General features: G+C 67.2%; 11 protein-coding genes. 3 read left to right on the top strand and 8 right to left on the bottom strand.

Annotated features, from left to right (window positions below):
- Positions 1 to 128 precede the first annotated feature (128 nt).
- From IU514_RS00510 to IU514_RS00480, 7 genes are all read right to left on the bottom strand, one after another.
- A complete protein-coding gene (locus IU514_RS00510) occupies positions 129 to 1,406 on the bottom strand; it encodes a TolC family protein (RefSeq protein WP_194929110.1) in 1,278 nt (425 codons plus the stop codon).
- Positions 1,407 to 1,462: 56 nt separating this feature from the next.
- Positions 1,463 to 1,849, bottom strand: a complete 387-nt coding sequence (locus IU514_RS00505; RefSeq protein ID WP_194929109.1) for a hypothetical protein — start codon at positions 1,847 to 1,849, stop codon at positions 1,463 to 1,465.
- A gap of 72 nt (positions 1,850 to 1,921) precedes the next feature.
- Complete coding sequence (locus IU514_RS00500) at positions 1,922 to 3,331, bottom strand: sensor histidine kinase (RefSeq protein WP_194929108.1); 1,410 nt, start codon at positions 3,329 to 3,331, stop codon at positions 1,922 to 1,924.
- Positions 3,291 to 3,971 carry a response regulator transcription factor gene (locus IU514_RS00495; protein ID WP_194929107.1) on the bottom strand — a complete coding sequence of 227 codons (681 nt, stop codon included), beginning with the start codon at positions 3,969 to 3,971 and terminating at the stop codon, positions 3,291 to 3,293. The genes IU514_RS00500 and IU514_RS00495 overlap by 41 nt, the downstream gene beginning before the upstream one ends.
- A 439-nt stretch (positions 3,972 to 4,410) precedes the next feature.
- Positions 4,411 to 5,340: a 30S ribosomal protein S6--L-glutamate ligase gene (gene rimK / locus IU514_RS00490; protein ID WP_194929106.1), complete on the bottom strand. Its 930-nt coding sequence runs from the start codon at positions 5,338 to 5,340 to the stop codon at positions 4,411 to 4,413.
- Positions 5,337 to 5,801: an ATP-dependent zinc protease family protein gene (locus IU514_RS00485; RefSeq protein WP_194929105.1), complete on the bottom strand. Its 465-nt coding sequence runs from the start codon at positions 5,799 to 5,801 to the stop codon at positions 5,337 to 5,339. The genes rimK and IU514_RS00485 overlap by 4 nt, the downstream gene beginning before the upstream one ends.
- 272 nt (positions 5,802 to 6,073) lie before the next feature.
- On the bottom strand, positions 6,074 to 7,213 hold the full coding sequence (locus IU514_RS00480; RefSeq protein WP_194929104.1) for an SMP-30/gluconolactonase/LRE family protein: 1,140 nt from the start codon (positions 7,211 to 7,213) through the stop codon (positions 6,074 to 6,076).
- Between the two features lie 172 nt (positions 7,214 to 7,385).
- Between IU514_RS00480 and IU514_RS00475 the strand changes: the two genes are divergently transcribed.
- Entirely contained in the window at positions 7,386 to 9,731 is a 2,346-nt protein-coding gene (locus IU514_RS00475) for an arylsulfatase (protein ID WP_194929103.1), read from the top strand.
- Between the two features lie 138 nt (positions 9,732 to 9,869).
- Positions 9,870 to 10,151, top strand: coding sequence for a hypothetical protein (locus IU514_RS00470; protein ID WP_194929102.1), 282 nt, complete (start codon positions 9,870 to 9,872; stop codon positions 10,149 to 10,151).
- Between the two features lie 107 nt (positions 10,152 to 10,258).
- On the opposite strand, the gene IU514_RS00465 is transcribed toward IU514_RS00470, so the two are convergent.
- Positions 10,259 to 10,570 carry an energy transducer TonB gene (locus IU514_RS00465; RefSeq protein WP_194929101.1) on the bottom strand — a complete coding sequence of 104 codons (312 nt, stop codon included), beginning with the start codon at positions 10,568 to 10,570 and terminating at the stop codon, positions 10,259 to 10,261.
- Positions 10,571 to 10,727: 157 nt separating this feature from the next.
- Between IU514_RS00465 and IU514_RS19120 the strand changes: the two genes are divergently transcribed.
- On the top strand, positions 10,728 to 13,391 hold the full coding sequence (locus IU514_RS19120) for a methyl-accepting chemotaxis protein (RefSeq protein ID WP_324187754.1): 2,664 nt from the start codon (positions 10,728 to 10,730) through the stop codon (positions 13,389 to 13,391).
- The last annotated feature ends 48 nt before the right edge of the window (positions 13,392 to 13,439 follow it).

Here is a 13,439-nt window from a genome sequence, read left to right as displayed (position 1 = left end):
CGGAGCCTCCTCGTGTTCGCCGTGTTCTTCGGCTTCATGCGCCTCGCCAGTCTCGGACTCGGCGTTCGGCGAAGGACTGCAAGCAGTCAGCAACAGGGCCAGGCCCAGGGCGGACCAGTGGGAACGGATCATGGGGTGGAATCTCCAGACGAAGCGGCAGCCACCGGCGTCACGAACGCCTGGCCGGTGAGCCGCTGGATTTCGATGAGTGCGCGTTGCGCGTCGAGCGCTACGTCGAGTTGCTGTTGGCGCACCGCGGTCTGCTCGGACTGCAGTTGCGCCCATTCGAGGTAGCTGACCGCGCCGGCGCGGTACGCGCGTTCTGCGGCCTGCTCGGCGCGGGCCAGTCTTGGCAGGACGTCGCTTTGCAGGCGCTGTACCTCGGTCCGCCCCACTTCGTAGCGGCCGTGTGCTTCGACCAGCGTCGAGTACAGCGACAGCCCCTTCGCCTCGCGCTCGATCGACATCGTCTCCAACTCGGCCTCAGCGGCCCGGATGCCGGGCTCGGCTCGGGAGCGGCTGCCGAGCGGCAACGAAATGCCACCGATCAGGGCTGTGTCATCGGTGGTCTGCAGGCGACGCACTCCGACCTGCCAGTCCAGGTCCGCCGTCGCGGCCGAACGCGCCAGTTGCAGCCGCGCTTCGCCGATGCGGCGCTCGTCGGCGAACCGGACGAGTTCAGGCGTGCGCTCGAGCTCTCTGGCCAGCACTTCCATCGGCGCGACGGCCGGCAAGACCAGCGGATCGCCGCCGACCGCTTCGAACGACGGAACGCGCTCGCCCCATAGGGCCGCGAGATGTTGCCGCGCGGCGGCCTGCTGCTGCGAGGCGCGGTCGCGTGCCAGTTCGGCGCGCGCCTGTGCCGCCTGCGCCGTCAGCAGCACCGATTCCGGCGAAGCACCGGCCTGCAGGCGCTGGCGCGCAGCGACGACGGTGCGCTGCCGTTGTTCAACGTCGATCGCCCCCAGCGCGCGGCGGTGGTCGGCGGCGACGACGGCGAGATAGCGACGCGCGGTTTCTGCCAGCAGGTCGAGGCGCTGTGCCTCGCGCTGCACGGCGAGCGCATCGATGCGGCTTTGCGCCATCGCACGCCGGGCATCGAGCTTGCCGCCACGTTCCAGCACCGAGGCCAGGGTCAGGGTCAGCTCGGCGCCGCGTAGGCCGCTGTATTCGCCCGAACCGAAGGCGTTTTCGATGGTGGCGCCAGCGACCAGCGCCGGACGCTGTGCCGCCTGCTGGCTTTCGGCGGACAGCACGCTGCCGCGGCTGTCGAGTAGGCGCAGATCGGGATGTGAGAAGGAGACGCGCGCAAAGGCGTCGTCCAGGGTAAGGCGGTCGGCGGCGGTCGCGGGAAATGCCACGACGGCCGCGACCCACGCGGCCAAGGCCGCGAGTCGAACATGCATGGGGATGCTCCGATGGAATCAGACAAGGCGAATCGCCGGCTCAAGGCCAGCGCGCGTCATGCCTGGATCGGAGGCCTGAAGGGCGTGTTCGGCCGCAACGATGCCACGTGCGACATCACCGGCGGGAGGCCCTGCCGGTCGACCGGCACCGCGTCGAGCGCAGGCGATGCCGCAGCGGCGAGCGGGACGTTATGGCCGCAGCAATGCGCGTAATGCAGCAGCAGGTGAAGCGTGCCGTCTTCGCGGCACTGATCCGACCCTGCTTCGGTCACGTCATGCGCCGGGGCATGGTCGTCATGCAGTGCAGCCTGGGCGGCGTGATGGGTGGCTTCATGCACCTCGCCCACCGCCGCCAGTAACGGCTGCCCCGCCAGGCACAACACAAGCACCAGCATCAGGCTGGCATGCAATGCGCGCAGCAGGCGGTGGCGGTGACGGGGCATCGGCTCAGGGTAGTCGGGGTGGCGCGGGTTACACAATTGCACGGCGGTTACCGCTGCGCCGCGGCGCCACGGTCAGGGTTTGGCTTCCGACGCAGACAACAGGTACGGAGGCTGCGCATCGAAGGTCAGCGTGGCGACGACACCTCGCTCCCGGCCCGGGCGCACCTGCACGTCCCAGCCATAAAGCATGCACAGGCGTCGCACGATCGACAGGCCTATGCCGCCGCCCTGGGCGTGGCCGGCGTGCGTGCCGCGATAGCCTCGCTGGAACAGCTTGGCCGCGTCCTCCTCGCTCAGGCCCGGACCGGAGTCGATGACCTCGACCGAGCGCTGGCCCAGGCGCACCACGACGGAGCCTTCGGTCGTGTACTTCACCGCGTTGCCGATCAGGTTGCCCAGCGCCACCGCCACGGCGGCTTCGGGCGCATCCACCACGAGGCCGCGCTGGCCTTCGACGTGCAGCTCGAGCGGCTTGCCACCCAACTGCGCACGATGCGCGTCGAGCAGCTGTTCGGCGGCCTTGCCGATGTCGGTGGCACCGTGGCCGCGCTCGTTGCGCGACAGGAGCAGGAGCGCGCTGATCAGGTCGGTGCACTGCTGCTCGGCGCGCTGGATGCGCTGCAGGCGGGTGCGGGTCTTGTCGTCCAGGTCCGGACGCGACAGCAGCAGTTCGACCGCGCCCTTGATGACCGCCAGCGGCGTGCGCAACTCATGGCTGACGTCGGCGTTGAACTCGCGGTCGCGCTGCACGACCTCGGTCAAGCGCTCGGCATAGTCGTCCAGCGCTTCGGCCAGCTGGCCGACTTCGTCCTCGGGAAAATGCTGGGCCAGGTTTTCCGGCTCGGAGCTGCGGCCGGAACGCTTGAGCCGGTTGGCCAGTTCCGACACCGGACTCATCACTCGCGATGCGGACCACCAGCCAACGATCAACGACAGCAACGTGAACACGAACACGGAACCGTAGATCGCGCGGTTGAATTGCTTCTCGCCTCGCGCAGCCTGCGACATGTCGTAGGCCAGGAAGAACCAGGCTTGCGGCGTCTTGCGCACCGCCAGCTTGTAGGCCAGCGGCTTGCCCGCCTCATCGGTACCGGTGATGCCGTGGATGCCGTCCGCCAGATCGGCCCACTCCGGCCGGTTGACGCGCACGGAATCGAACTTGTCCGGCGTATAGACGAAAGCGCGGATCTGGTCGACCGCGAAATCGGGATTGCTAGGATCCCGCTCGAACTGCCTGGCGAACTCGCTGATGTTGCGGTTCATCAGGTCTTCGACGAGCTGGTTCTCCACGCGCGTGCGGGTGAAGTTGGTCGCCCACGCGAACAGCGCGGTCAGTCCGAAGCCGAGCAGCACGAAGGCGAGGATGATGCGGCTGCGCAGCTGCCGCCGGTAACGCATGCGCCGCCGGACCGGCGCAGTGCCCCCTGTCTGCGCCACCCGCTTATCCGTGGTCGGGAGCGGCGATGCGGTAACCGATGCCATGGCGGGTCTGGATCAGCGGCACGTCGAAAGGTTTGTCCACCACTGCACGCAGGCCGTGGATGTGGACACGCAGGCTGTCGGAGTCCGGCAGTTCCTCTCCCCACACGCGGGTTTCAAGTTCCTGGCGGGTGACGACGGCGGGCGCGGCTTCCATCAGCGCCTGCAGGATCTTCAGCGCGGTCGGGTTGAGCTGGAGCAGCTTGCCCTGGCGGCGCACTTCCAGCGTGTCGAGGTTGTACTCCAGGTCGCCCGCAGTCAGCACGCGCGTCTGCACGCCGCGGCCGCGGCGCGAGAGCGCGTTGAGGCGGACTTCCACTTCCTGCAGCGCGAACGGCTTGATCAGATAGTCGTCGGCGCCGGAATCGAATCCGGCCAGCTTGTTATCCAGGCTGTCGCGCGCAGTCAGCATCAGCACCGGCGTCTGCTTGCGCGCTTCGTTGCGCAGCTTGCGGCAGACCTCCAGTCCGTCCAGGCCCGGCAGGTTCAGGTCGAGCACGATCGCATCGAAGTCATGCACCACGGCCAGGTGCAGGCCGGTGATGCCGTCGGCGGCGAAATCGACGGTGTGGCCGCGGTCTTCGAGGAAGTCCCCGAGGTTGGCGGCGATGTCCTGGTTGTCTTCGATGACGAGAATGCGCATGGGACCTTCCTGATTGTGGGCCTTCGACCCGCCGGCGGCGGCGAGGTTCCGAAGGCGACTCCAGCGTGCGGACCAAACGTTAAGACTAAACGTTAAGACGAATGTCGTCGCCATGCCGTCCATGCGGCGTCATGACGCGCAACGCGCGACGGTGGCGGCGCTCGACATTCGCCGCGCACGAAGCGCACACAAAACAAAGGCCCAAGCGCGGGGCCACCGCGCCTGGGCCAAAAAGGTATTGCCCCGATTACCGTAGTGCTGCTTCCGACCAGGATCGACTGAACTTGGAAGTGGCAGTGCTGCGGCGAGGTCTAAGCTACGCCGAAATCGATTAAGCCGTTGTTAAATCCCGGCGTTAAATTGACGTTAAATGGGCCCCGCCCTCTGGCCCTTCGGCGTCAATCTGCGGGAAATAGCGTCAATCAGCCACAAACTTCCGTTAATTGCGGCTAACTTGCCTGATCAACGACGGAGCCCCCGCCTGACGGGTGGGCCGGCGGACGTGCTGGGCGACATAGCGGACGATCTCGCCGGCCACATCCACCCCGCTGGCCTCCTCGATTCCCTCCAGGCCCGGCGATGCGTTGACCTCCAACACCAGCGGACCGCGATCGGAACGGATCAGGTCGACACCGGCGATGCCGAGGCCCAGCACCTGCGCGGCACGGACCGCGACCTCCTGCTCGGCAGCGCTCGCGCGCACACCCTTGGCAGTGCCGCCGCGATGGAGGTTGGAGCGGAAGTCGCCCTTCGGTGCCTGGCGGCGCATCGCCGCGACCACGCGCCCTCCGACGACGAAGCAGCGCACGTCCGCACCCTTGGCCTCGTCGATGAACTCCTGCACCAGGAAGTTGGCGTACAGGCCGCGGAGCGCCTCGATGACACCGCGCGAGGCGGAGATTTTCTCGGTCAGCATCACGCCCGCGCCCTGCGTGCCCTCGTTCAGTTTGATCACATGCGGCGGCGGGCCGAGCATGTCCAGCAGGTCATGGGTGTCGTCGGGGTTGTCGCCGAACACGGTGACCGGCAGACCGATGCGTTCGGCGGCCAGCAACTGGTGGCAACGCAGCTTGTCGCGCGCACGCAGCACCGCGTCGGACGGATTGGGCGTGTAGCAGCCCATCAACTCGAACTGGCGCAGCACCGCAGAACCGTAGCGGGTGATCGAGGCACCGATGCGCGGGATGACCGCGTGGTAGCCCGACATCGGCACGCCCTTGTAATGCATGGCGAAGCCGTCGCTGGAGATGCGCATGTAACAGCGCAGCGGATCCAGCACGCGCACGCTGTGGCCATGGTCGCGCGCGGCTTCGATCAGGCGGCGGGTGGAATAGAGTTTACTGTTGCGGGAGAGGACGGCGAGTTTCATTGCCAGGATTCTAGTGGCACGGCGGCGAAGCCGAGCGGATGGCGGCCATGGAGGAAGGAGCGCGCCGGATCGACCGTGAACACGCGGGCCAGCGCGGTGCGTCCCAACAACAACGGGAACAGCATGCCGCGCCGGTCGGACAGATTGATTTCAATCTCGCGCTCCACCCCGGCCAGCATCAGCGTGGTGTGCACGAACACCCGGCGCGTGACATGACCACCGGAATCGGTGACCTCGCGTTCGTCGAACACTGGCGCCGCCGTCTCGACGATGCCGGCGCCATGCCCGGGACTGAGGCGAAAGCCGACCCACGGCGCACCGCGCTCGTAGAACGTCCATTGCGAGTCCACATGCAGCGCCGAACTGCGCGCCCCGCTGTCCACCTTGGCGCGAAGGCGCGCCACGCCCAGTTCGGGCAAGGCCACCCATTCACGCCAACCCAGCACGATCCTCGTTGCCATCGCGCCTCCCAGGAGTTACGCCCGCCGACGGGCAAAAACGGCGGCCACTGTAAAGCAGGGCCGCCGTTGCGGATGTGTAGAAAGGTCCGGGACCCTGGTCCCGCATCTGCCACGCGTCTTGCCTGCCAGCATAACGCCAGGTGGGGGAAGGCCTGCGTTAGGATTTCGTAGTGGTGCGAACGTTGCGACGACCGGTCGGCGACGCACACGAAGCCAGACAGTGCGACCCGCATTGCGCCGCACGCGAACACAGCCCCATCCCGTTTGCCCAGCTATCTGGCTGCATCCGGGATACGGAAGCGCGACACCGTCCAGCGGGTAACGTCCTCTTCCCATTCATCGCCCACGGCCGCGGTGATGGGGAGCGCCAGGTTGATCACCAGCATCCAGTCGCCCTGCACCGCGGTGGCCGCCGGGAACGACAGGCCGCGCGGCGCACCATCGGCATCGATGCCCTGGAACGCGCCGGCTCGCGCACGCACCCGGCCCTTCTCGTCCAGGGCGACGATGCTGTCGGTCTGGTTGGATGCGACCCACAGCAGCCCCTTGTGGAACAGCAGGCCGTCGGCACCGTACACGCTTTCCGCCAGCACGCTCACCGGGCCGTGGGGCATCGCCATGCGCAGCACACGGCCATCGCCGGCGTTGTTGATGTAGAGCACCTGCTCGTCGGCACTGAACGCCAGACCATTGGCGCCGAACGGAAGCGCGCCGGTCGTGCCCAGCAAAGCGTCGCGCGAGAACACCTCGACCTTGCAGGGCGCGCATCGCGTAGCGCCGGCAATGCGGTAGATGGCCCCCTGGAAGGAATCGGACACGTACAGGTTGCCGGCGCGATCGAACACCATGCCGTTGATGGCGGGCAGGCCGGATGCGCCGTAGGTGATCTGATCCTGGCTGCCATCGGGATTGTCGATGCGGCGCGCGGTCGGTGCCGCAGGATCCAACGCGCCGAAGGTGGCGACGTCCTCGACGGGCGTCTTGGCATCGAACCTGGCGTCCAGGCGCTGGAGCTTGGATGCGCCGAAATTCAGCACGTAGACCTTCCCGTCGCGGAACGCCACTCCGGTCAGCGGTGTCGCCCCAAAGCTGCGCTGCGCGATCACTTTGCCCTGCGCGGAGTAACGCACCAGTTGGTTGTTGCGTGCCGCCTCGGGCATGCGCGCATCGAACGTCCCGACGAAAAACTCACCCGTCGCAGGATCGACGGTGAGCCCTTCCGGGTGGCGCACACCGTCCGGAAGCTCGGTGAACCGTTCGACATCGATCAGCCAAGGTCCCTGCCCCGACCGCTGCGCGGCCACTCCCTGTGACGACGGCATCAGGAACAGCGCGGCAAGCAACCAGCCCGACAAACGTTCTATCTGACGAGGCAACCGGTCGAACCCGCTTGCGGGCTTCTTCGTCGCCATGGTTCTCACTCCAGGGGAATAGCCGTACGCGCACGGCGGGCGATGGAACGCTGCAATCTGCCGCACGCGCTGTTAAGGACGCGCATTGCCGGAACCTCATTCGCCACTCACGCCTGCTCGACACCGGCTGCCACAGGCTTGGCCACTTCGCGGTCCCCCACGGAGTACAACCATGTCCGCCAAGCGCGATGCTTCCGGCGCCTCAACGCCGGACACCCTGCCGCGTCCCGATTTCCATTTCTCCGGCCAGATCGGCCGCACCGTGCTCGATTCCGACCCGGCGCAGTTCCCGCAACCGGTTCAGCCCCCACAAGGCGCGCCCAACATCGTGCTGATCCTGCTCGACGATGTCGGCTTCGGTCAGTTCAGCACCTTCGGCGGCGGCGTGCCTTCGCCGACGATGGATCGCCTGGCCGCGGAGGGCTTGCGCTACAACTGCTTCCACACCACTGCGCTGTGCAGCCCGACGCGAGCGGCGCTGATCACCGGACGTAACCACCATTCGGCTTCATTCGCCGGCATCACCGAAATGGCGACCGGCTACGACGGTTACTGCTGCGTACTACCGCGCAGCTGCGGCACCGTCGGCGAGGTGCTTCGCCAGAACGGCTACATGACCGCGTGGATCGGCAAGAACCACAACACGCCGACCTGGGAGCTCAGCGCCGCCGGGCCGTTCGATCGCTGGGCCAACGGCCTGGGGTTCGACTACTTCTACGGCTTCAACGCCGGCGACATGAACCACTGGAATCCGCTGCTGTTCGAAAACCGCGATCTGGTTCCGGCTTCGGACGATCCGGACTATCACCTCACCGAGGACCTCGCCGATAAGGCCATCGCCTGGGTGCGCAAGGTCAAGAGCATTGCGCCGGACAAGCCGTATTTCCTCTATGTGGCTCCAGGCGCCACGCATGCGCCGCACCAGGCGCCGAAATCGTGGATCGACAAGTTCAAGGGCCAGTTCGACATGGGCTGGGATGCCTACCGCGAGCAGACACTGGAGCGGCAGAAGAAGCTCGGCGTCGTACCCAAGGACACGAAGCTCACCACCCGTTCGGCGGGCCTGCCGGCGTGGGACGGACTGAACGCCGACCAGAAGCGTCTGTACGCGCGGATGATGGAAGTCTTCGCCGCCTACGGCGCGCAGGTCGATGCGGCGATGGGCCGCATCATCGACGCGGTCAAGGCGCTGCCGGATGCCGGCAACACGGTGATCATCTACATCGCTGGCGACAACGGTTCCAGCGCGGAAGGCGGACTGGAAGGCTCGCTCAACGAGAACCTGTTCTTCAACGGATTCGTCGAGAAGTGGCAGGACAACCTGAAGGCCATCGACGAGCTCGGCGGACCCAAGCACTTCAACCACTTCCCGTCCTCCTGGGCGCACGCGATGAACACGCCGTTCCAGTGGACCAAGCAGGTTGCCAGCCACTTCGGCGGCACCCGCAACCCGATGATCATCAGCTGGCCGGATGGCATCCAGGACAAGGGCGGCCTGCGCGAGCAGTTCCTGCACACGATCGACATCGTGCCGACGATCTATGAGATCTGCAGCGTCACCGCGCCGCGCGTGCTCAATGGCGTTCCGCAGAAGGAGATAGAGGGCATCAGCTTCGCGTTCACCTTCGGCGACGCCAAGGCACCGAGCAGGCGGCGCACGCAGTACTTCGAACTCGCCGTCAACCGCGGTCTCTACCACGACGGCTGGATGGCGTCGGCGCCATCGTTCGCGCCGTGGCAGGCGGTCCGTCCAGAAGACTGGAACCCCGACAAGCAGGTATGGGAGCTGTACAAGCTCGACGAGGACTTCTCCCAGGCCAACGACATCGCCAAGGACCATCCCGACAAGCTGCGCGAGCTGCAGGACCTGTGGTGGGCCGAGGCGGCGAAGTACAGCGTGCTGCCGATCGATTGGCGCGGCACCATCCGCATGAATGCCGAGGCGATGGGCCGGCCCAGCCTGGTCGGCAAGCGAACCACCGCCACCTACTACGAAGGCATGGTCGCGCTGCCCGACGCCGCCTGCCTGCCGATGCTCAACAAGTCATGGACGATCACTGCGCAGGTAGAGCTGCCCGACGACAAGGCGCAGGGCATGATCATCACGCAGGGCGGTTCGGAAGGCGGCTACGGCCTCTATCTTCGCGATGGCAAGCCGACCTTCTCCTATAACTTCCTCGGCATGGAGCGTCCGACGTTCGCCGCCGAGAAGCCTCTGCCCAAGGGCAAGGCCACCATCGTGGTCGAGTTCGCCTACGACGGCGGCGGCATGGGCAAGGGCGGCACCGTCACGCTGAAGGCGAATGGCAAACAGGTCGCCACTGGCCGCCTCGAGCGGACCATTCCAATCCAGTTCTCGATCGGCGAAGGCCTGGACATCGGCATGGACAACGGCTCGGCGGTCGACTGGACCTACACGCTGCCCTTCCGCTTCACCGGCCGCATCGACGAGGTGACCGTCGAGGTGCACCCGGAAGACGCAAAGTCAGCCAAGAAGGCGAAGAAGTCCGTCGCGTAGCACGCCCTCGCCCGCCCGCCGCACTCACGTGACGGCGGACGCGGTTTCGACGGCATGACGCGTCGACGCCTGGCCGGGTAAGGTCCCGCCGGGCGTTCACCTGTGCGAGCCGTTGCCCACCGCCGCCGTGCGACGCCGATGCCCAACGCCGTACAGTCCGTCACCCTGTTCCTGGGCATCGCCTTCGGCGCACTGCTGCTCGGGGCGATGTTCGCCTGGCTGTGGTGGCGTTACCGCGGCACCGTGCTGTTCACGGCAGCGTTGTTCTGGCTGGGCTACGCGATCTGGGAAATCATCGTGCAATGGCGCACGCCGGAGGCCGACGTCCGCGTCGACCTCGTGGTGATCTATCCGGCTCTGCTGCTCATCACGACGTTCGCGATGCTGGCGCTGCGACGCCGCGAGCGGAAGAAGTCCTGAGCGCTGCTGTGGTGCCGGTTATCCCGGCGGATGGAATCGACGAAAGAAAAAAGCGCGCCATCGGCGCGCTTTTTCTTCCTGCAGAACGCCCCGCTCGCGCGCCTTGATCAGAGCGCGAAGTCCAGACGCACCTTGCCGCGCCCGCCGCCGGGGGCGAACTGCCACTGCTTGACGGCCTTCACGGCCGACTGCTCGAACACGCGCGCGGGCTTGGCGTTGACGACCGAGACGTTGGCGACGTTGCCGCCGTCGTCCACGGTGAACTCGACTTCGACGAAGCCCTGGGTGCCGGCGCGGGCAGCTTCAGCCGGATACTGCGGCTCGACGCGCTTGATCGGCTTCAGCTCGGCCGACAGGGCCGGGGTGGCGAACGACAGGACCAGGGCGGCCAGGCCGATGGCGTGCAGGGAACGACGCATGGAGTACTCCTTGGGGATGGGAATGTCAGGCGGACAGCGGTGACATCGGCCGCATCCGGCGAATCTTTAGGGGCGCTTCCTGCTGCCTTGAATACCTAAAGTTTTGGCGTGCCCCGCCGTTGCTCCGGGTGTCCCCGAACCGGTCGTATCGCGAGCCATGCCTACCCGCACCTCCTCCCCACTGCTGGATCAACTGCTCCGTCCCGCCACCCACCTGATGTCGCGTCTGCGCTTCGGCCAGAAAGCGATGCTGATCGGCGCCACCTTCATGCTGACCTGCGGCCTGCTGGCCGGCATCCTGCTGGTGCGCTCCAACGCCGAGATCGATGCGGCCCGCACGCAGCGCTCCGCGGTCGCCGGGCTGGCCCATCTGCATGGCGCGATGCTGGCGATGCAGGAACACGAGCAACTGGTGCTGCGCCGCTTCGGCAAGGACACTGTCTCCGATACGGCCATCAGCAAGGCGGCAGAGTCGGCCGAAGCGCAACTCGACGCACTGGCGGCCTGGCAGCGCGCGACGCTGCCGGAGGCGCCGATGCAGGCTGGCCTGCAGGCCGCCCGTGACGCCTGGGCCAAGGCCGCCGGCGACCATGCCGATTCGGCCGCCGCGTCAGCGGCGCACAACGCTGCGGTCGTCAAGGTAAGTGACCTGGTGGCTCTGCTGTCGAACAGCACCGGCCTGCAGCTGGCGTCTGACCCGGCCGTGCTCTACATGGGCCGCGCCGCCACCGACTGGATTCCCACACTGACGCAGTACGCCTCGCAGCAGGGCTCGGTCAGCCTGCGCGTGCTCGGCGACGGCGCGATCTGGGTCGACGACCGCACGGGGCTGGCGATCTCGCGGACGATGCAGGACTTCGTGCGCGGCCGCCTCGAGCTGGAGCTGAAGGACGCCGAGAAGGAGATGCCGACCCTGCAGGACACCATCGGCAAGCAGCTGCGCACCGCGCTGGAGGCCGTCGCCAAGCAGAACTCGGCCATCCAGACCCATGTGCTGGACGCCGAGACGCCGGTGCTGCCGGTGAAGGTGATGGCGGCGCGTACCCAGGCCACGCGTCTGGCGCTGGCCTCGGCGCTGGCTGCGGCCAACATGTCGCTCGACAAGGCCGCGCAGCTCGAGATCAGCCGCCTTAAGCAGCGCACCGCGCTGACGATGGGCGCCTGCGTGCTGGTGCTGCTGATCGCTGCCTACCTGTTCCTCGGCTTCAGCCGCGGCACCCGTGCCGCGTTGTCGGAAGTCGAAGCCGCCTCCGACCTGCTCGCCCGCGGCGAGTTCCCGGAATCGGTGCGCGTGCACACCCGCGACGAAATGAACGACATCGCCCGCAGCCTGGAGCGCGCGATCCGCACGCTGCGCGGCTTCGCCGACGCCCAGGGCGAGATGGCCCATCGCCATGACGAAGGCCAGATCAGCTTCCGCATGGACGACAGCGCGTTCCCGGGCGCCTATGGCCGCATGGTGAGCGATACGAACGGCCTGGTCGCTTCGCACCTGGCGGCGATCGAGAAGGCACTGGGCATCATGGAGCGCTACGCGATCGGCGACCTGACGCTCGACATGGACCGCCTACCGGGCGAAAAGGCGGCGATGACGCGCACGATGGACTCGGTCAAGACCAGCCTCAACGCTGTCAATGGCGAGATCGAGCGCCTGGTCGAGGCCGCCGTCGCCGGCGACTTCACCGTGCGCGGCGACGCCGCCCGCTTCCAGTTCGTGTTCCGCGACATCGTGCAGTCGCTCAACCAGCTGATGTCCACGGCCGATGGCGGCCTGCACGAAGTCGGCTCACTGCTGTCCGCGGTCGCCGACGGCGACCTCAACCGTCGCGTCGAAGTGGAGCTGCCGGGCCAGTTCGGCCGCCTCGCCAGTGACGCCAACCGCACCGTCGAACAGCTCTCGCAGATCGTCGGCCAGATCCGCCAGGGCAGCGACGCGATCAGCTCCGCCGCCGCCGAGATCGCCGCCGGCAACAGCGACCTCTCACAGCGTACCGAGCAGCAGGCCGCGTCGCTGGAAGAAACCGCCTCGTCGATGGAAGAACTCACCTCGACCGTGCGACAGAATGCCGACAACGCCCGCCAGGCCAACCAGTTGGCGATCGGCGCGGCCGAAGTCGCCGGCCAGGGCGGCGCGGTGGTCGGCGAAGTCGTGCAGACGATGAACGCCATCAACGCCTCGTCGAAGAAGATCGTCGACATCATCGGCGTCATCGACGGCATCGCGTTCCAGACCAACATTCTCGCGCTGAACGCCGCGGTCGAAGCCGCACGTGCCGGCGAACAGGGCCGCGGCTTCGCGGTGGTCGCCGCCGAGGTGCGCTCGCTCGCGCAGCGCTCCGCCAACGCCGCCAAGGAGATCAAGGCGCTGATCACCGACTCGGTCGTCAAGGTCGAGGAAGGCAGCGAGCTGGTCGACCAGGCCGGAAAGACCATGGAAGAAATCGTGACGAGCGTGAAGCGCGTCGCCGACATCATTGCCGACATCAGCGCCGCCTCGCAGGAGCAGACCGCCGGCATCGACCAGGTCAACCAGGCCATCACGCAGATGGACGAAGGTACGCAGCAGAACGCGGCACTGGTGGAGGAAGCCTCCGCGGCCGCGCGCAGCATGGAACAGCAGGCCGAACAGCTGGTGCAGACGGTGGCGGTGTTCCGTCTCGCCCACGGCGCCACGGCCACATCGGCGCACACGGCATCGGCGGTGATCGAGATGCCCGTGCACGCGGCCAAGGCGCAGGCCTCGCGTGCCAAGCCGGCGGCCCGCAAGCCGCGTGGCCAGGCAGTCGTCAACGGCGGCGATCTGAACTGGCAGGAGTTCTGATCCGCGCGGCGGCACGAGCTGCACCGTGCCGCCGCTTCTTCCTGCGCT

The sequence above is a fragment of the Lysobacter niastensis genome (genome assembly GCF_015453285.1).
GTDB lineage: Bacteria > Pseudomonadota > Gammaproteobacteria > Xanthomonadales > Xanthomonadaceae > Lysobacter_J > Lysobacter_J niastensis.
Note: the sequence above shows the minus strand (reverse complement) of the source record. Positions and strands in the feature narration are given on the sequence as shown.

Bases quoted from the DNA above. Each gene is read 5' to 3' on its own strand.
- rimK (WP_194929106.1), bottom strand. From the start codon at position 5,340: ATGAAACTCGCCGTCCTCTCCCGCAACAGTAAACTCTATTCCACCCGC.
- IU514_RS00475 (WP_194929103.1), top strand. From the start codon at position 7,386: ATGTCCGCCAAGCGCGATGCTTCCGGCGCCTCAACGCCGGACACCCTG.
- IU514_RS00485 (WP_194929105.1), bottom strand. From the start codon at position 5,801: ATGGCAACGAGGATCGTGCTGGGTTGGCGTGAATGGGTGGCCTTGCCC.
- IU514_RS00510 (WP_194929110.1), bottom strand. From the start codon at position 1,406: ATGCATGTTCGACTCGCGGCCTTGGCCGCGTGGGTCGCGGCCGTCGTG.
- IU514_RS00465 (WP_194929101.1), bottom strand. From the start codon at position 10,570: ATGCGTCGTTCCCTGCACGCCATCGGCCTGGCCGCCCTGGTCCTGTCG.
- IU514_RS19120 (WP_324187754.1), top strand. From the start codon at position 10,728: ATGCCTACCCGCACCTCCTCCCCACTGCTGGATCAACTGCTCCGTCCC.
- IU514_RS00470 (WP_194929102.1), top strand. From the start codon at position 9,870: ATGCCCAACGCCGTACAGTCCGTCACCCTGTTCCTGGGCATCGCCTTC.
- IU514_RS00500 (WP_194929108.1), bottom strand. From the start codon at position 3,331: ATGGCATCGGTTACCGCATCGCCGCTCCCGACCACGGATAAGCGGGTG.
- IU514_RS00505 (WP_194929109.1), bottom strand. From the start codon at position 1,849: ATGCCCCGTCACCGCCACCGCCTGCTGCGCGCATTGCATGCCAGCCTG.
- IU514_RS00495 (WP_194929107.1), bottom strand. From the start codon at position 3,971: ATGCGCATTCTCGTCATCGAAGACAACCAGGACATCGCCGCCAACCTC.
- IU514_RS00480 (WP_194929104.1), bottom strand. From the start codon at position 7,213: ATGGCGACGAAGAAGCCCGCAAGCGGGTTCGACCGGTTGCCTCGTCAG.